The following is an 18,741-nucleotide window of genomic DNA, read 5'->3' on the forward strand; positions in this document are numbered from 1 at the left end:
TTATTCCTCCTCGATTCCTTCTGAACTTACAAGATAAACCTTATCTTCGCCTTCTTTGCCAATATTTTCTGTAATCTCAATATCTTCAGCAACAACACAGTTGTAAATCTTAACCCCTGCCTTAACCTTAGACCCATTTAATAAGACACTGTCATAAACTTCAGCACCTTCTTCAACTTTTACATTTGAGAATAAAACAGAATTCTTAACCTTGCCATTAATCACACAAGCTTCATTAACAAGAGCATCATCAAGAACACCTTCTTTACCAATCCTATGTGGTGGTAAGTTTAGGCTTGTAGTATAGATTTTCCAATCTTCGTCATAAATTCTTAGCTCATTATTAGGATCGATAAGGTCAAGGTTAGCTTGCCAGAAACTTCTTACGGTTCCAACATCTTTCCAATAACCATTAAATTTGTAAACGTATAGAGGCTTTCCATCTTCTAGCATCTTTGGAATAATATCCTTACCAAAGTCATTTGAAGAATCAGGATTTTCATTATCTTCAATTAGTGACTTACGAAGCACTTTCCAGTTAAAGACATAAATCCCCATAGAAGCAAGGTTTGATTTTGGATTCTCTGGTTTTTCTTCAAACTCAGTAATCTTACCATCTTCATCAGTATTCATAATACCAAATCTGCTAGCCTCATCCCAATCAACTTCCATAACAGCAATAGTCGCATCTGCACCCTTTTCCTTATGTATATCAAGGAGTTCTCTATAATCCATCTTGTAAATATGGTCACCTGAAAGAATCAAAACATATTCTGGATTGATGCTATCAAGATACTTAATATTTTCATAAATAGCTGATGCCGTACCTTCGAACCACTTACCTCCTTCTTCAGTATAATAAGGAGATAAAATTCTAAGTCCTCCATTATTTCTATCATAATCCCAAGCAGAACCTATACCTAAGTGGCGGTTTAAAAGTTGTGGCTTATATTGAGTCAAAACACCAATATCTCTAATCTCAGAATTGGTAGAATTACTTAAAGCAAAATCAATAATTCTGTATTTCCCACCAAAAGGAACTACAGGTTTTGCCATATCCTTAGTCAAGGCCTTAAGACGTGAACCTTGGCCACCAGCCAATAGCATAGCTGCTGTCTTATTTGAGTTTCTCATTGTACCCTCCATTAAAGCATAATTATATTCTTATTATATTGATACCCAGTAAATCTGGGCCTAATTCAGAAAAACCTTTTCTTACTATATATTTTACAAAATATCAGGACTTTTGACAATAAGGATTTTTGCTAGTATAATTTATTCTACTTGGGGATGCCATGGTTTCGACGTGGTCGAATAATCATTGGTAGCAGGTCGTTTGCTGATCGTAAATCAGTGTTTAAATATAAACGCAAACAACAATAGCGAAGCAAACTTCGCACTAGCTGCCTAAGAAACTGGTAGCAATGAATTGTAGGTTGGTCGCGAACTTACAATTTGTTTCATAATCTAAGCGACAACTCTTCTAGCAAAGCTTTGAGCTAGTAGCAGTATAATGAAGCTAGCATATAACTTATTTGTAAGTTTATAAAGTTATCTGCGAAAAAACTAAACTTACTAAACCTGTAGAAGCCTCTGAGGACACTTCCACGGACATGGGTTCGACTCCCATCATCTCCACCATATAATATTTATACAGTAACAAAGAAGAAAATAGTAGAATATAAAGGAATGGGATTTATAAATATTCTATGATTAGTGTATAAAAGAACGTAAAAGAATAAAAAAGAATGGGTTTGTAGTTTTTTTGTAGTTAGTGAATATATTCATTTATCTTTAAATTTAAAACAATTCATCACGATTCTTTTATTTTTTTATGCTAAAAAGTATAAATATACACTTCATATTGTCAAAAATATAGAGGGAAGCTCTATTAGCTCCCTCTATTTTCATTGCGTTCACTTAAGTGAGTTGAGCGAACGAATGTGAGCGAAACAAAAAACCACCTGCTATGCAGGTGGAGGGATTAAGCTTTAGCTTCAAGACCAAAAAATTCTCACTTGTAATATAATTGTGATAACCACATGCACAATAAAAACAAGGAGAATAAATTGGACAACAATAGTTTATCACATACAAAATGGAGATGTAAATATCATATAGTATTTGCCCCGAAATTTAGAAGACAAGAAATATATGGGAAACTAAAAAAAGACATAGGTCAAATACTACGAGAACTATGTCAAAGAAAAGGAATAAACATAATAGAAGCGGAGCTGTGCCCAGATCATGTCCATATGCTTATAGAAGTACCACCAAAATATAGTATCTCAGAAATAATGGGATATCTAAAAGGAAAAAGTTCACTAATAATATTTGATCGACACGCAAACTTAAAATATAAATATGGAAACAGACATTTCTGGTGTAGAGGTTATTACGTAGATACAGTAGGGCGAAATGAGAAAATGATAAAAGAATATATACAAAATCAACTAAAAGAAGACTATTATGCGGATCAAATAAGTATCAAGGAATACTATGACCCGTTTACGGGAGAGTCAGTAAAAAGAAGCAATAAATAAACTGCTTAAGCAGAAGCTGAGAAAGTGGTGCATGTGGAGATAATACTCGGAGCCCCAATAGGGGCGTGCCGGTATTCGCGCCTTCTAGGCGCTGTGGAAACTACCAGCTAAGCTGGTAGTTCTGATTTTTAAATCATTTTTTTCTAACTGATCAATAATCAAATCTAAATTGTTATATACCTATAAAAATACTTGAAAACACAAAATAAGAGCCACCCACAAAAGGTGACTCCCCCAACCCTTATCCAAACCATATAAAGAGGTGCCTTAGATGAGTACTCCCATCACACTTCTACTCACAGAAAGACTTTTCTGCTTTCTAACTAGTCACGGTCATTATACCACAAAAAAGAGCCGACACTGTTGCCGACCCTAATATATTGCCATCGATATATATTATATCATCTTCAATTCTTTTTTTAAAGCTTCTTGCAATAAAAGTGAGAAATTAATATTATTCTCAATCCCAGCTTCATTAAGATAACTTGGTATAGTTAAAGTTTTTTTAACATTTTTAATACTAGATTTCTTTACATAATCCGTCAAATCTAAAGAAACATAGTTTTTAAAACTACCTTCATATAAAAAGTATTCTTTATCTTCTTCATCTATCTTTAATTCAATATCATCTATACTAGATGCCTTTGGTATATCGTTAGGCTTGGTATAGTATTCAAACAGATATGCCCCTAACGCATCCTGAGCCATTTTTAAAGCATCATTAACGCTATCACCATAAGTAACACATCCCTGCAAATCTGGAAAAACTACAGTAAACGCATCACTATCTTTTTCTTTTAAAAATAAAGCAGGATAATTAACAAACATATGCTCACTCCTAGTATTTATTTTGGTAAGGAGGGGCTATTTTAGCCCCGCTTGTTTCAAGATTACGTGTTCAGTACCCTTGGGTAAATCCTTACCCCCATGGTCAGGTACTATTGTAACCTTACCAGTCTCAAAGTTTTTGAACTTCTTATGAGATCCATCTCCTGATGGTACATAAGTAAATCCGTTTTTCTTTAAGAACTTAATCATTTGCTTTGACGTCATCGGCATAATGATTTCCTCCTTACAATAATAATTGTACGTACTAACACGTATAATGTCAAGCTTTAATATATTATTTTTTCTAATCAAAACTACCTTGATTAGCTGGTAGTTTTGATTTTTTTAAGTGTTGAATTTATACTAATTTTTAGCTGTTCTGGTAACTTCAAAATTAATTTGACAATTAATAATTAGAATTTTTTTACTTATATTTTAAAATAGCTAAGATTTAAAATCAAAATAGAAATCATAATCTATTTTCTTCGCTCACATTTGTCAGTTGAAAGAATGCAAAAAGAGCAGGGTCCTTGCCCTGCTCTTTTAAGTTAAACACATGCGTTTTATATTCCTTTTACTCACCTACATTTTACAATAATTACTTGAATTTTAGAGTCTTACGGATAATTTACAAGTATGATTCTCTTCTTAGAATTTTTTCTCCCACTTAATATTATCCATTTCATAAAGAGTGCCTATAATACTTGATTTAAATAGACTTTTCTCACTATAGACTCTACTTGTCATTACATATTGTCCATCATTGATAAAAATTTCGACCGAAGATGTGTCTGAATATATGCTTATATTATCTATTTTTTCGATTCTTATTTTTCTCTTATCTCTACCGTATCCGCATCGGCCTAGTTTAAGGCTTAGGATTTGATCTTTGTATGTTAATTTTGCATCATACCTTAAATTTATCTCAAATTCTTCATTGATTCCCTCTGCTAGAAATTCAAATTGATCTATAAAGTATTCTAGATGTTTTTTTATTTCAATTTTTTCTTTTCTTAAGGATTCTATTTCCTTTATTGGTTTTTGGAGAAGTTTATTGTCTCTTGTTTTTAGCTCTCTAGGCAGAGTCAATGCGTGTTGCCAGTTATTTTTAACTGTCGGATTTGTGTAAGAGGCATCTGGCATGCCCATCCATCCAATTAGGATTCTTCTGCCACTTTCATCTTCGAATGTTTGTGGAGCGTAGAAATCAAATCCATAGTCTAGTTCAACAAATTCTCCTAGCCTGTATGCTTTTGCTTTTAAGTCTATGTCTATTGGAAAATATCCTGATTGGTAGATATTTTGGTATTTGAATTCTTCACTTTTCAAGCCTTGTGGAGATACCATAAGGAATTTTTTACCATCTATTTCAAAGAAATCTGGACATTCCCACATATAGCCAAAGGCGTAGTTTGTGGTAATTTCCATATGGTAGGAAAATTCTTCTAAATCCTTTGATTCATAAACTATGACCTTGCCCTTATCATTTTTATCTCTGGCTCCCAAGAATAGATAGTAATTTCCGTCTTCTTCATAAATCTTTGGATCTCTGACATGTCTAGTCAAATCCTTTGGATAGTCATCATTTGATAGAATTAATTCTTTTTTATCGTAAGAAAATCCATCTTCTGATACGATTTTGATTGTGTTGTGGTCGCGACCATCATTGATATAATCGTAATTGCCGGGATATTTGACATTGCCTGTATAAAAAAAGTTTATTTTACCATCTATTATAAATGCAGAGCCAGAATAAGCTCCATCTTTATCAAGACTTGTATCTGCAAATATAAATGGTTCATGGTAGTTATAATTTATAAAGTCTTTTGTTGTAACATGTCCCCAAATAATATTTTTCCTAATGGCATGAAGTGGATCTGCCTGATAATATATATGATAGGTCCCATCAACTTGGCAAAGTCCATTGGGATCATTGAGCCAGCCTGTGATAGGGCTTATATGGTAACTAAGATTAAATGGGTCATTAATCTTTTCTTCTATTTTATTTCTATCAAATTCTTTATTAAAATATTCTTTGCTGTACATTAACTAATCCTAATTATATGATCTCCTACTTCTTTTTGACCTTGATCTACACTTATTGTTCCTTCCACATCCATCAAGACTAGCATAGTTTGTGTTGAGTATCCTGCCTCTTTAATTACTTGAGGGTCCATTTCCATAAGCAAGTCCCCTTTTTTGACTTCATCCCCTTCACTTACAAAAGATTTAAATCCCTTGCCTTCTAAGTTTACTGTATCAATTCCTGCATGAATTAGGATATTGATACCATTTGAAGTTGAAAGTCCAATAGCATGTCCTGTAGGAAATACTGTTTCTACCTTACCATCACAAGGAGCAAAAATTTGATTAGATCCTATGTCAATTGCTACACCATCTCCAAGGGCCTTTGAGGCAAATGCTCCATCTTCTGATTCACTTATTGGTTTTACTAGCCCTTTCATAGGTGAAAATAGGTCAAATTCTAAAACTTTTGTCTTTGCTGAATCTTTTACCTCTTTTTCTTCTGGCTCATTTTTTGTCATAGACTTCTCATCTTTTTCTACTTGACGTAGCATACCTGACTTATCAAAGAAAATGGTTAGGGCAAATGAAACCCCAAAGGCAAGAATCATTCCTATACCAAAGTCTAGCCAACTTTCTGGTCTTATGGATATAAAACCTGGTATACCTGCAGCTCCTAGGGCAATAGCTAAAACATGACGAAAGGCAAGCCATGCACTTCCTACTGCAGATCCAATGATTGCTGCAATGAAAGGATAGCGCAATCTTAAGTTAATACCAAACATGGCAGGTTCAGTTATTCCTAATAGGGCGGAAACTCCTGATGCTGCTGCAGTTGATTTCATCTTTTCATTTTTTGTAGTCATAAGAACTGCTAGAACTGCCGCTCCTTGAGCGACGTTATTCATTGAAGCAGTTGGGAATATGAAAGATCCACCTGCACTTGTAGTAGCCTTAGCAATAAGTTGGGTTTCTATTGGAATGAAGCTGTGATGCATGCCAGTCATTGTAATTGGTGCATAGAATAATCCAAACAAAGCTCCACCCAAGAATCCAAGAGTATTGTACATTGTTGTAATACCAACTGTAAGTAGGTCACCAGCAGTTCTTAATAGTGGACCTACAAGGGCAAAGGTTATAAATCCTGTAATTAATGTTGCTAACAATGGCGTTGTTAGGTTGTCAAGCCAAGTAGGTGTAATCTTATGTAGTCTTATCTCAATTTTAGCAAGTATCCAAGCTACAGCAAGTACAGGTAAAACAGTCCCTTGGTAACCTACTGCCGGTATATCCCAACCTAAAATGTTCCACAAGGGGATTTCATTTGCAGGAGTTGCTGCCAAATTATAAGCATTTAACAAATCTGGATGGACCATAATCATACCCATTGCAGCTCCTAGGTAAGGGTTACCTCCGAATTTCTTGGTAGCAGAAAAACCGATTAGAACAGGTAAAAATGCAAAAGCTGCTGATGAAAAAGTATTTATCATCTGCGCAAGGCCTGCAATTCCAGGATAAAGGCTTATTATTGAGTCCGTTCTTCCATTAAAAAATGGTGCTGTCAATATATTATTTAGTCCCATCAAAAGACCACCAGCTACTATAGCTGGAATTATTGGAACAAATATATCTGAAAGAGTTTTTACAGCCCTTTGTAACCAATTGCCTTCCTTTTCTACTGGTGCATCACTTAGCTTGTCATCACCAATGATTTTTAAAACTTCATCAGTAACTAAGTTTACTTTTCCAGATCCTAAGATAATTTGATACTGGCCATTTGCCATGTTAGTTCCCTTGACATCATCTAGATCCATTATAGCTTCATCATTTCTTAGCGAAAAATCTTTAAGCTGTAATCTCAAACGAGTAGCACAATGTTCCGCTGAAATAATATTTTCCTTGCCTCCGACATTTTTTATAATATCTTCAGCCAATTTTCTATTATCCATATATATTTCCTCCTATACTTTATTATAGCAAATTTCTAAAGAAAAAAAGAGCCTAAGCTCTTAATTATAATAGAAATCATCTCCTGGTTTGTCGCCAGAGAATATGTTTTTATCTAATTGGTATAATTGGTCAATGAATTTTCCGTAGATTTCTTTCATTGATTGGCCACTTACATATGTGATATTCATCTTATCTAGGGCCTTTTCTGCTTCATCTTCTGTGATATCATAAGTACTTAATAGGTCATTGGATAGTCTTGTATTTTTACCTATTTTATCAGAAGCTTCTTTATAAGATTTTAGGAAATCCTTGAAGGTCTCCTCGTTATTTTTTAAGTAATTATTATTTACTATAATAACCTCGCTGATAAAGTCTCCCTCACCCATTTGTAGCAAGTCATCAACACTAGATACGTATTGGGTATTTCTTAAGGATCTGGTGTAATAAGGATCAGCTAGAATTGCAACATAGTTTGATGAATGCTCCATTTTTTCTACTATTTCATCTAAGTTTTTATAGTATTCTACATTAAGCCTTAGGACAAAGTTTAATGGGCCTAGCTTGTTTTCTACAATTTTGCTTAGATTATTGGCCAAATCTGCTATATAGAAATTCTTGCCCTTGTAGTCCATTTGGTTGTTTATTTTTTGATCACTTACCAAGTATAGATTTCCTGTCGATGTGATTGCAGCAACCTTAATATTTCCATTAGTTTTGTTGTAATAGTAAGGGGCTAAGTAGCCAGGAACAACTGCGACATCAAAGTCATTTTGTTCAATTTTGCTATAATTATTAGTCTTATCAATGTTAAAATCAAAATTATCATCTTCTATATTTTCTAGAATAACTTTAGATGCAAATGTTCCTGGTTTAATATTGATATTGTTTGTTTCTTCTTTAATTTCTTCTTTGATAGCAGGTTTTTCTGCAGGAGCTTGTGGCTCTTCCTTTTTCCTGCAAGCTGTTAGAAGAATAATAAAGGTTAATAATATTATTATTTTTTTATTCAATAACTTCTCTCCTATCTTCTATTGCACGCTCTAGGGTAAGTTGGTCGAAGTATTCTATGTTTGATCCAACTGGTATGCCCTGAGCAATCTTTGATAGTCTGACATCTTTTTTGGCTAATAAGCTTGATAAAAATAGGCTAGTTGTTTCTCCTTCTATAGTGGAAGAAATTGCAAGTATTATCTCCTTTACCCCATCTTCATCAATTCTTTTGATAAGTTTATCTATATTTAGCTCTTCTGGGCCAATGCCATCTGATGGGGATATCAAACCACCTAGGACGTGGTATTTGCCGTGATAGGCGTGAGATTTTTCTATTGCTATGAGGTCAGTTACATCTTCGACTACGCAAATGAAGTCATCTTCACGGGTGATATCCTTACAAATATCACATGTATCATTTTCTGTGAGGTTGCCACATATGTCGCAATGTTTAATCTTTTCTTTGACCTCAATAAGTGCCTTAGAAAAATCTTCTACACTATCCCTATCCCTAGTAACTATGCTCATAGCAAGTCTTTCAGCAGATTTTCTGCCTATAGTTGGAAGTTTTTGAAATTGTTCTATTAGATTATCTAAACTTTCTGGATAGATTGCCATTACATAAGACCTGGTATGTTTAGTCCACCTGTTAGTTTGCCCATTGTCTCTCCACTGTATTCATCTGCCTTTTTCATTGCATCATTAATAGCAGCAATAATTAAATCTTCTAGCATTTCACTATCTTCTGGGTCGATTACATCTGGGTCAATTTTGATAGCTAGGACTTCTTTTTTGCCATTGACTGTTGCAGATACAACGCCGCCGCCAGATGTTGATTCAAATTCTCTTTCTTCAATCTCTTGCTGAGCCTTTTCCATTTGCTCTTGCATCTTTTTAACTTGTTTCATCATATTGTTCATATTTGCTCCGCCTGGGAATCCGCCTCTTGCCATATTTATCTCTCCTATTCTATGACTAAATCTTCACCAAAAACATCTAATAGTCTTTGTGAATTGTCAGTTTTTTTTTCTATTTTTGTATCCTTCTTATTATCATTATGGTTTAAATCTTCGCTTGTGGCAATAGTAAATATATATGCACCATTTAAGATTTCCATAAGATTTCTTTCTATATCGTCAGTTTTCTTTTCTAAAATGAACCTATAAAATTCCTTATCTGCTGCTAAGATAAACTTATTGCCGTCGATTTTGTATTGTAAACCCTGGTCACGGAAGAATTCATGGAAAATCCCTCCGGCAGTTTTTATAATCATATCCTGGACTTGCAACTCTTGTGATTTTGAAAGCTTTCTTTCTTTTATTTCTTCAAAATCTTCTTGGTTATTATCTTCTCTTGGGATATCATCCTTGTCTTCTGCTAAAGTTTCATCTGGCTCATTTACTTCGAGTGTTTTTTCACCTTGACTACTATTAATATTAGGTCTTTGTGGTAAATTGTCTAGATTCGCTAATCTATTATCAACAATCTTATTTACCAAATCATCGATATCGGCTGGACTAGCCATCTCCAAGGCTCTGACTCTCGATTCTAAGCTCTTGGTATTTTTAAGTTTTACTAGTCTTAGTATACAAAGTTCTGTCAAGACATCAGTATTGTCAACTTGCTTTAGCCTTGTTCCATAGTCAATCAATATGTCAAGATAATCGCCAATGTCAAAAAAATCTATGTCATTGGCTAGTTTTTTTATAAAGCTTAGCCTCTCTTCATTTTCGAAAAACTTATCATTTTCGCTCATCTTATAGATCATTATGTCGTTAAAATAACTAACTAAAGAATCTATGATATCCTTATTGGTTTTATTATTTTCTTTAAGAGTAAATACTAAGTCCAAAGCCTTAGATGAATCCTTGCGGGCTATTGCTCTAGCTAGTTTATCTATATCGTAAAAGTCTACTACGCCAAGCAAGTTTTCCACTTCACTTAATTTATAGGATTCTTTCTCCAAAGATAATACTTGATCTAGGATGGAAAGAGCATCACGCATGGCACCATTGGCTTTTTTAATAATTAACCTTATGGCTTCATTTTCCATACTTATAGACCTATCCTCTAGGATATAGTCTATTTGCTCTTTTATTTTATTTTCATCAATCTTATTAAATTCGTATTTTTGAAGTCTTGAAAGAATTGTTGATGGAATTTTTTCTATTTCTGTTGTTGCAAGTATAAAGACCAAATGACTTGGTGGCTCTTCCATGATTTTTAAGAGAGCATTGAAGGCTTCTCTTGTTATCATGTGGGCCTCATCTATGATGTAGACCTTGTATTTAAGTTTATTGGGTGGGTAGATTACATTGTCCTTTAAGTTTCTAATGTCATCTATCCTACGGTTGCTTGCAGCATCCATTTCTACTACATCAATGGTAGTTTCTTCTTCTATAGCCTTGCAATTTTCACATTCCATACAGGGTGAACCGTCTTTTGGGTTAAGACAATTGATTGCCTTTGCAAAGATCTTTGCACAAGTTGTCTTTCCCGTGCCACGCTCGCCAGAAAATAGGTAAGCATGGCTGATATTGCCGGATTTGACCTGGTTTTTGAGGACATTTACAACCCTATCTTGGCCTAGGACGCTATCAAAAGTCTTTGGCCTATATTGTCTATATAAAGCTTTTGCCATAATCTTCCTTTCTAATCTTAATCATTATACCATAAGAAATTTTGCATATGAATAATCTTAGGGTATAATTTTATATGTTAATCATAAGGAGAGCTGTCCGAGTGGTTGAAGGAGCACGATTGGAAATCGTGTATACGTGTTTTAAGCGTATCATGGGTTCAAATCCCATGCTCTCCGCCACGCACTAGACGGGGAACTAGCGATGCCTTGTAACCTGCGATTCGCTACAGCAGGGTTTAATCCCCAGTCAGAGGGATACATTTTTGTTATAAGCCTAGTAAGACTCGTGTTGATTGATGGGTCTTGCGCAACAGGAAACTATGAACCATGTCAGGACGGGAACGTAGCAGCATTAAGTAGATCTTTCTGTGTGCCGCAAGGTCACCTATCATGAGCGAAGCTTACTAGAAACTACAATGGATTTATATTTCGACGCTGGGTGTGCTTACATATTTTGGTTGTTGCAAGAGACATAAATTATTCTAATATTAATGAGAATGTTTATTGCTTGCAGCAACCTTTTTTTAACTTTAAATATATATCTAAATAGTTTATAATATTAGATATGAGGAGTTAGTAATGATAGGAAAAATTGTAGAAGAAATGTTTAAACAACCTACAGAAAATATAATGATTCCAGCTAGCGATGTTGCTACAGTTCACGAAGACGATAACCTAGTTCATGCTATCTTGGTCTTGTCATCCTCTGGCTATCAAACTATTCCAGTCCTTGATAATAAAAACAGGGTTAGAGGTCTTATATCTATATCAAATATATTCACTTCAGCCCACGAACTTTCCATATTTGATGAGGACCAACTGGCTGATTTTAAAGTTTCTGAGGTTATGAATCAGATGGTTCCAATGCTTTTTGATAATTATAATCTTGAAGATGTATTAAGGCTTTTGGTAAACAATAACTTTATATGTATCACCCACAAGAACGGCTATTTCTTAGGGATTATCCCTAGAAAGATAGTTCTAGAAAGATTTACCTACATAGCCCACAATATAGAAAATGAATATGATCTTACAAAAAAATGATGAGTTTTTACACCCATCATTTTTTTATTTCAAATACACATGCCCCAAAATCTTCTATAAATATAGTTTCATTTTGATTAATCTTGCCATTTATATTACCCTTACCTCCATATTTAAGATCTGAAGAATTGATAAGTTCCACTAAGTCATATGGCGATTTTATCTCATAGTCTATGTCAGTAAAGTTCATTATGACAAGTAATTTCTTTTCTTTATATGATCTAATAAAAGCGTAAAGGCTATAACCTTCTACATCTAGAAGCTTAGTTGTTGAATCAACATGGTTTAGTTCTTCTTTTTTTAGATATAGTTTTGAAATATCTTTGTAAAAATCATTAAGATAAACCTGGTCTTCACTAAGTTCGTCCAAATCTATATTATCATAAACTGAAAATGTTAGATCAGAACCTATCTCATCTCCATTAAAGAGTAATTTTTTCGAATTTAGACTATAAAGCAAAGTAAGCATAGCCTTATATTGTTTATACTTATCATTGCTGCCATTTATTTTCATAAATAAGCTTGCTTCATCTAGGAAGCTATCTATATAGTTAAAGCCTAAGATTTTCTTACTATTATCTGATCCAATCAATGAATTTATCTCTTTTTTGTAGGAATCTCGTTTGTATGGCAAATCTTGCATGGACCTTATGATAGGTCTTAAGCTATAGTCTATGCAGTAGTCAAAGTCAAAGTCGTATTTGTAAATTCCATTAAAACTTGCTAGGGCTAGGGCCTTGTTTTTGTGAATTTCTTCTATCAAATCACCTAATAGGTCTATCCACTTATCATTTTCTCCCCTTGCCTCATCGCCCTGCCAATAAATCATATTTTCAACATTTGTAAGCATTATCCCATCAAGGTTAAATTCCTTAAGCCAAAAATTAACTGCTGATTTCAAATAAGATTTTGTAAAGTCCTTAGTTGGGTCAAAGTTCATATCTCCATAATAAGAATACTTGATATCATCATAATCATAAGCAAAATACTCTTCTAAACTTTTGAGATAATATGGATCACAATCAAAATGCGCCAAGTCTAAATCTATTAAAACGCCCAGATTTTCTTTATGGCATTTGTCAATAAATTTCTTAAAATCAAGACTAGATCCATAGCGTTTACTATAGGCAAACAAACCTGAGCTCGTAAATCCCATTGATTTATAGTTAATGTATTCGCTTACTGGCATAAACTTGATGTGGGTGAAGTTTTGTTCTTTGGCGTATTTAATCAAATCATCAGGGTTATTATGAAGAAATGAACCCATGTATACTTCATATATATTTAACTTGTCTGTCTTTAGCTTTTTATTTTTAAATTTATAGGAATTGTCAGAAACAACCGAACATTTTTCTTCAACTATAATTTCTTGAGCAAAGGGATCTACAATCTTTCTTACTTCATCATTTGCATCGGTTATTAGAAATTGGTACCTGTCCCCTTTTTTGGCTTCTTTAATTGTTACAGTAAAGACTCCTGAGGCATATCCACGCATTTTCTTAGGCTGCCAGTCGTTAAAATCTCCAATGATTTCAACTTTTTTAGCATGTGGATGGCATATTCTAAACATATATCCCTTAGTCTTTTTAACTGGTCCAAAGTAGCTATAGGCATCGTTTGCCTTGCCATTTAAATAATCTTTTGTATCCATTATTAATCCCTTTCTAGTCTTTTAAAAAAGACAGACTAATAGCCTGCCTCTTGTCTAAATGAATCTATCATATTCTGACTTACTTCTATCATCATCCAATTTACCTTACTTGCCCAATCAGGGTCTGTAGCATAGGATATGCCAATGCCATCGGTTGATACACCATTGTAATATGAACCCTTGGAATCTAGGTAATTTTCTTTTAAGTGCTTGGCTAGGGTGTCTATAGAATCTGCTGGAGTTTCAAAGTGGCTGGCTTTGTTGTAGGGATCATCATCTACAGCATTAAAGCCAAATAGATTGTTTTTATCACTAAAAAGTTCACTTGTTCCATTGCCTGTCTCATGCTTTGCCATGGCCATAAGCAAAATTGCATTTACTCCGTACTTATCCTCTGCTGCCTTGAAATCTTTGCCAAGGCCAGCAAGGCCTGTGTCTTTGATAGCATTTTCTAGCTCGTCAGCGCTAAATTGATTAGTATTTAATAGGTATAACATATTTGAAGAATCAATTCCACTTGATCCTTTCTCTTTAAAATCTTCAAGGTCCCTAGCTAGGTTTTCGTACTTGATTGCCCTTGACTGTCTAAGTAATGTCGTCTGATAATTTATTTCATTGATACCAGAATTCAAAGACTTTGAGGTTTCAACTTTACTAGCTCTAGCTATGGACATCGTAAATAATAAGGCAAATATACAAATGCCATTTATTATGTTTATAGTTTTTGTCTTTTTCATAAGCTACCTTCTCATTTCTTTAAATCATTATACCTTTTTTTATAATGATATTAAAAGAAAAAACGAAGCCTTGGGATTTTCCCTAGCTTCGTCTTAGCTTATTTATTTTCCATTATCCTACTACCTGGCTTTATTGCAGGTGTATCTTTTAAATGTTCTGGAAGATCATCTGGATCCCAGCTTTTGACATCTATTTTTGTAGCAGAAACTACTGGCAAGCCATTTATTTCATCTAGACCAGACCTATTAACTATTGATGTTAAGGCTACGACTTCTGCACCATATGATTTAACAACTTCAACGCTTTCAAAAGATGATTTACCTGTAGTAATGACATCTTCTACTATGATTACTTTTGCACCTTCTGGGATTTCAAAGCCACGGCGAAGAGTCATGATATTATCTACTCTTTCTGTAAAGATAGCATTTAGACCAAGGGCTCTTCCTACTTCATAGGAGATGATAACCCCTCCCATAGCAGGTCCTAGACAAAGGTCTACGTCTATGTTCTTTTCCTTAAGCTTATGGGCGATGATTTCTGCCACTTCCCCACAATATTCTGGGTGTTGGATTAGTTTTGCACATTGGATATACCTATCTGAGTGTTTGCCAGATGATAATAAGAAGTGACCTTCCAAAAGTGCATTTGATTTTTTGAGTAATTCTAATGTTCTATCCATTGTTTCTCCTATATAATTCCTATAATCTCACTTAAAGATGCGATCTTTTCTTCATCTAAATATTTTTCTATGCCTTTGTTAATATCTATCATTGTGTTGTAATCGATGAAATTTGCAGTTCCTACTTGGATAGCAGTCGCACCTGCCATAATAAACTCAAGAGCATCTTCGTAATTCATTATCCCACCCATACCAATTACAGGAATATCTACTGAGTGAGCTGCTTCATATACCATTCTTAGGGCTATTGGCTTTATGGCTGGACCTGAAAGACCTGCTGTTTTGTTAACAAAAACTGGGGCCTTTGCCCTTATATCTATAGCCATGGCGTTAAAGGTATTTACTAAAGATATGGCATCAGCTCCACTATCTTCTGCAAGTTTTGCAAAAAGTGGAATGGATCCAACATTCGGTGAAAGTTTAACTATAAGTGGTTTTGTTGTGACTTTTCTTACTTTAGAAATGACTTCCCTAGCCTTATCTGGGTCAGTTCCAAAAGCCATGCCACCTTCTTTGACATTGGGACAAGATATATTTAGTTCAATCATTGGAACATCAGTCTTATCCAGAATCTCTGCCCCAAGAACATATTCTTCTACAGAGTGACCTCCAAGATTTGCTATGGCAACGGTATCTTGTTCTAACAAATATGGGAGTTCAATATCTACAAAGTATTCTATGCCAGGGTTTTGTAGGCCAATAGAATTCATAATTCCTGCAGGAGTTTCATGGATCCTTATCCCCTTATTGCCAAGGTTTTTCTTAAGGGTGAGTCCCTTTGAGCATATGCCACCAAGTTTTGATAACTCTATATATTCTCCAAATTCTCTACCAAAACCAAAGGTCCCACTTGCTGCAATTACTGGGTTTTTAAACTTAACTCCTGCTATTTCTACGGATAAATTCACTCAAATACCTCCCTAGAATCAAAGACTGGACCATCCTTGCAAACTCTTATAAATTCGCCATCTACTGATTCTACTGTGCATCCTAGACATGCCCCAATCCCACAGGCCATGTGAGCTTCCATGGATATTTGTATCTCAGCAGTCTCATTCATGTCGTGAATTGCCTTAAGCATTGGATTTGGTCCACAAGCATATATTAGGTCGTAGTCATTTGGATCAAAGGCCTCTGTGATGAATTTGCCGTCCTTTTCAAAAGATGTGTAAGTAATCGACTTGACATAAGGCTTAAACTCTTCGGTGAAATATGGATCATTGGTAAAACCAGCATAAAAATCAGCCTTGGTATCTAGATTTTTTACTAGATATAAAAGTGGAGCAATACCTATGCCACCAGCTACTACAGCTATCTTCTTATCCTTTGTATCATCAATCCTAAAGCCATTGCCGAGAGGACCTAAGATCTTTACTTCAGCGCCTTTTGTAAGGCCTGCCATAATATCTGTCCCCTCACCTACAACTTGGTATAAAATTGTTAGATTGTTATCATCACAAATGCCAAAGGGACGGGATAGGAGAGGTTCGTTTCTAAAGGAATCACACCTTAGCATAAAAAACTGACCTGGCTTTCCATCAAGGCTCATATCTAGGGTCATCTTGTATATATTTGGCCCAATTTCTATGTTTTCTAAAACTTTGCCTTTTTTATAAGTCTTCATTGATAGATATATCCTTTAAAGTTTTCTCTACTGCAAGTCTTGCGTATTTGCCAACATTATCATTGCCATCTTCGTAGTTTAAATATGCTTTTAGTACACCACGAGAATTGTTTACAACTCCTCCGTTCTTGTCATTTAGAAGTTTGTAAACATTTAATGAATCAGCTCCTTGGGCACCAAAACCAGGTATTAGGAAAAATTCTTTGTCATATCTTTTTCTGATCTCTTCTACTTCTTCAGTGTGGGTTGCTCCAACTACTAGACCTATTGGACCGTAGCCAGACTCTCCAAGATAATTCTCGTTTAGGGCCTTTATCTTATCGCCTATTTGGTAAAATAGCTCTTTGCCATCAACACTTAGAGTTTCAAAGTCGCTTGCGCCAGGGTTTGATGTGCGTAAGAGGACAAATACTCCCTTTTTCCCACTTTCTATGTATGGCAAATATGGAGATATAGAATCCATGCCCATATATGGGTTGAGGGTTATAAAGTCTGTCTCAAAGTCGCCTTCAAAGTGGGCCTTGGCATATTGGCTGGCAGATGCTGCTATATCTGATCTTTTGACATCTCCTATAGAAAGAAGTTTTTTTTCTCTCAAATATGCCAATGTATCACGATAAGCCATCATTCCTTCGATTCCGTAGGATTCGTAGTAGGCTATTTGAAGCTTATAAATAGCTGTTATATCAGCTGTTGCATCTATGATTTCCTTGTTAAAATCCACCAAAGCCTGGCTGATGGTCTTGCCCTCTTTGTAAGAAGCTGGCAAATAATCCATAGAAGTATCTAGGCCTACACATACAAAGCCTTTTTTGCTAACTTCTTGGTAAAGTCTATCTATTATCTTCATATTTTAAAACACCTTTCTTGTAAACTTTCTTCACTCTTCCAGAAAGGTCTTTGCCTATTAAAAGTGAATTCTTGGACTTGGATAAGATCTCATCTTCTGTATAAGTGTAGGTCTCATCTAAGTCTATCAAAGTAAAGTCTGCCTCATAACCTATGTCAAGTTTTCCCTTGTTTAGACCAAGTAAGCTTGCTGGATTGGTAGACATTAGTTTTATAAGATGATTTATGGAAATCTCTCCGGATTTGACCAAGACTTCGTAGCATGTTGAAAAACTTGTCTCAAGACCTAGAAATCCTGGTGCTCCATTTTCCTTTTCCTTGGCTGAATGTGGAGCATGGTCGGTTGAAATACAATCAACTGTGCCATTTTTTATCATTTCAATTAAACTTAGCCTATCCTCTTCACGCCTTATAGGTGGATTGACCCTCATCTCATCGCGTGATTTGTCAGCAAAGTATAAGTGATGTGGGGTAACCTCACAGGTTATTGGTGCCCCTAGGTCCTTGAAGTATTTTATGGCAGTAATGGCTCCCTTGGTTGATACATGGGAAAAATGTACTGGGCAATTTAGCTTGTAGGCATAATAGCAATCCCTGAGAGTCATAGCATCTTCGGCTATTTCATAGTCTATGGCAGAAACTTGAGCAACTTCCTCGTGGAGGGTCATCCTTACTTTCTTATCCATAGCTGCAATCATTGCCTTATACATGGTCATATCGTCATTAACACCGTGGCCATCATCTGAGATGAATTTGACAGATACTGGCATCGATTCTAGGTGGTCTAGAGTTTTGCCATCAAAGTTTTCAGTTATAGTATAAACTTGGTCTATATCTATCAAATCTAGGTCTTTGGCACGTTTTTTGATGTCATTGTAGATTTCTGGGCTTGATACAGTTGGTTTGGTATTTCCCATCAAAAGCACAGAAGTAAAGCCACCCTTTAAGGCAGCTTTGGATCCACTTTCTAAATCTTCTTTGTAGGTAAAACCAGGATCTCTGAAATGTACGTGTAGGTCTGTAAAGGCTGGAACTAAGGTAAGATTTTCGCAGTCTATGACTTCTACGTCATCATTTATTTCAAAAGCTTCTGTTATGATTCCATCTTCTACATAGATAGGTTTTCTAGTGATTTTGACATCATCAAAAGAATAATGATTGGTAAATACTTGTTTCATA

General features: G+C 35.0%; 18 protein-coding genes, 1 tRNA gene and 2 other RNA genes. 5 read left to right on the forward strand and 16 right to left on the reverse strand.

What is annotated here, in order from left to right; all coding sequences use genetic code 11:
* A complete protein-coding gene (locus QNH69_RS06745; protein WP_282929736.1) occupies positions 1 to 1,134 on the reverse strand; it encodes a glucose-1-phosphate adenylyltransferase in 1,134 nt (377 codons plus the stop codon).
* A gap of 152 nt (positions 1,135 to 1,286) precedes the next feature.
* On the opposite strand from QNH69_RS06745, the gene ssrA reads away from it, so the two are divergent.
* Together ssrA and tnpA are read left to right on the forward strand one after the other, a co-directional pair.
* Positions 1,287 to 1,641, forward strand: a transfer-messenger RNA (tmRNA) gene (gene ssrA, locus QNH69_RS06750).
* A 401-nt stretch (positions 1,642 to 2,042) separates the two neighbouring features.
* Complete coding sequence (tnpA, locus tag QNH69_RS06755) at positions 2,043 to 2,543, forward strand: IS200/IS605 family transposase (protein WP_084593708.1); 501 nt, start codon at positions 2,043 to 2,045, stop codon at positions 2,541 to 2,543.
* 396 nt (positions 2,544 to 2,939) lie between these two features.
* On the opposite strand, the gene QNH69_RS06760 is transcribed toward tnpA, so the two are convergent.
* From QNH69_RS06760 to dnaX, 8 genes are all read right to left on the reverse strand, one after another.
* On the reverse strand, positions 2,940 to 3,371 hold the full coding sequence (locus QNH69_RS06760) for a type II toxin-antitoxin system HicB family antitoxin (protein WP_282929737.1): 432 nt from the start codon (positions 3,369 to 3,371) through the stop codon (positions 2,940 to 2,942).
* Positions 3,372 to 3,407: 36 nt separating this feature from the next.
* Entirely contained in the window at positions 3,408 to 3,602 is a 195-nt protein-coding gene (locus QNH69_RS06765) for a type II toxin-antitoxin system HicA family toxin (RefSeq protein WP_282929738.1), read from the reverse strand.
* 417 nt (positions 3,603 to 4,019) lie between these two features.
* The gene (locus QNH69_RS06770; protein ID WP_282929739.1) at positions 4,020 to 5,417 is read right to left on the reverse strand and encodes a glycoside hydrolase family 32 protein; all 1,398 of its coding nucleotides are present in this window, start codon (positions 5,415 to 5,417) and stop codon (positions 4,020 to 4,022) included.
* On the reverse strand, positions 5,417 to 7,345 hold the full coding sequence (locus tag QNH69_RS06775) for a sucrose-specific PTS transporter subunit IIBC (RefSeq protein WP_282929740.1): 1,929 nt from the start codon (positions 7,343 to 7,345) through the stop codon (positions 5,417 to 5,419). Before QNH69_RS06775 ends, QNH69_RS06770 begins: the two co-directional genes overlap by 1 nt.
* 60 nt (positions 7,346 to 7,405) lie before the next feature.
* On the reverse strand, positions 7,406 to 8,356 hold the full coding sequence (locus tag QNH69_RS06780) for a hypothetical protein (RefSeq protein ID WP_282929741.1): 951 nt from the start codon (positions 8,354 to 8,356) through the stop codon (positions 7,406 to 7,408).
* Positions 8,349 to 8,954: a recombination mediator RecR gene (recR, locus tag QNH69_RS06785; protein ID WP_282929742.1), complete on the reverse strand. Its 606-nt coding sequence runs from the start codon at positions 8,952 to 8,954 to the stop codon at positions 8,349 to 8,351. The genes QNH69_RS06780 and recR overlap by 8 nt, the downstream gene beginning before the upstream one ends.
* Entirely contained in the window at positions 8,954 to 9,289 is a 336-nt protein-coding gene (locus QNH69_RS06790) for a YbaB/EbfC family nucleoid-associated protein (RefSeq protein WP_282929743.1), read from the reverse strand. Before QNH69_RS06790 ends, recR begins: the two co-directional genes overlap by 1 nt.
* Before the next feature lie 11 nt (positions 9,290 to 9,300).
* On the reverse strand, positions 9,301 to 10,977 hold the full coding sequence (gene dnaX, locus QNH69_RS06795) for a DNA polymerase III subunit gamma/tau (RefSeq protein ID WP_282929744.1): 1,677 nt from the start codon (positions 10,975 to 10,977) through the stop codon (positions 9,301 to 9,303).
* 87 nt (positions 10,978 to 11,064) lie between these two features.
* Here dnaX and QNH69_RS06800 point away from each other — a divergent pair.
* The 3 genes from QNH69_RS06800 (at position 11,065) to cbpB (ending at position 12,021) form a co-directional block, all read left to right on the forward strand.
* Positions 11,065 to 11,157, forward strand: a tRNA-Ser gene (locus QNH69_RS06800).
* Positions 11,157 to 11,424: signal recognition particle sRNA large type (gene ffs, locus QNH69_RS06805), an RNA gene on the forward strand. Before QNH69_RS06800 ends, ffs begins: the two co-directional genes overlap by 1 nt.
* 132 nt (positions 11,425 to 11,556) lie before the next feature.
* Positions 11,557 to 12,021, forward strand: a complete 465-nt coding sequence (gene cbpB, locus QNH69_RS06810) for a cyclic-di-AMP-binding protein CbpB (protein ID WP_282929745.1) — start codon at positions 11,557 to 11,559, stop codon at positions 12,019 to 12,021.
* Between the two features lie 16 nt (positions 12,022 to 12,037).
* On the opposite strand, the gene QNH69_RS06815 is transcribed toward cbpB, so the two are convergent.
* From QNH69_RS06815 to QNH69_RS06845, 7 genes are all read right to left on the reverse strand, one after another.
* Positions 12,038 to 13,672, reverse strand: coding sequence for an alpha amylase C-terminal domain-containing protein (locus tag QNH69_RS06815; RefSeq protein ID WP_282929746.1), 1,635 nt, complete (start codon positions 13,670 to 13,672; stop codon positions 12,038 to 12,040).
* 35 nt (positions 13,673 to 13,707) lie between these two features.
* On the reverse strand, positions 13,708 to 14,409 hold the full coding sequence (locus QNH69_RS06820) for a glucosaminidase domain-containing protein (RefSeq protein WP_282929747.1): 702 nt from the start codon (positions 14,407 to 14,409) through the stop codon (positions 13,708 to 13,710).
* A gap of 98 nt (positions 14,410 to 14,507) precedes the next feature.
* On the reverse strand, positions 14,508 to 15,089 hold the full coding sequence (pyrE, locus tag QNH69_RS06825; RefSeq protein WP_282929748.1) for an orotate phosphoribosyltransferase: 582 nt from the start codon (positions 15,087 to 15,089) through the stop codon (positions 14,508 to 14,510).
* 8 nt (positions 15,090 to 15,097) lie between these two features.
* Positions 15,098 to 15,997 (reverse strand): dihydroorotate dehydrogenase, encoded by a 900-nt coding sequence (locus QNH69_RS06830; protein WP_282929749.1) that lies wholly within the window; start codon positions 15,995 to 15,997, stop codon positions 15,098 to 15,100.
* The gene (locus tag QNH69_RS06835) at positions 15,994 to 16,713 is read right to left on the reverse strand and encodes a dihydroorotate dehydrogenase electron transfer subunit (RefSeq protein WP_282929750.1); all 720 of its coding nucleotides are present in this window, start codon (positions 16,711 to 16,713) and stop codon (positions 15,994 to 15,996) included. The genes QNH69_RS06830 and QNH69_RS06835 overlap by 4 nt, the downstream gene beginning before the upstream one ends.
* A complete protein-coding gene (pyrF, locus tag QNH69_RS06840) occupies positions 16,700 to 17,563 on the reverse strand; it encodes an orotidine-5'-phosphate decarboxylase (RefSeq protein WP_282929751.1) in 864 nt (287 codons plus the stop codon). The genes QNH69_RS06835 and pyrF overlap by 14 nt, the downstream gene beginning before the upstream one ends.
* Positions 17,547 to 18,740, reverse strand: coding sequence for a dihydroorotase (locus QNH69_RS06845; RefSeq protein ID WP_282929752.1), 1,194 nt, complete (start codon positions 18,738 to 18,740; stop codon positions 17,547 to 17,549). Before QNH69_RS06845 ends, pyrF begins: the two co-directional genes overlap by 17 nt.
* Position 18,741 lies beyond the last annotated feature (1 nt).

The organism is Anaerococcus sp. Marseille-Q7828, from assembly GCF_949769285.1.
Taxonomy (GTDB): domain Bacteria; phylum Bacillota; class Clostridia; order Tissierellales; family Peptoniphilaceae; genus Anaerococcus.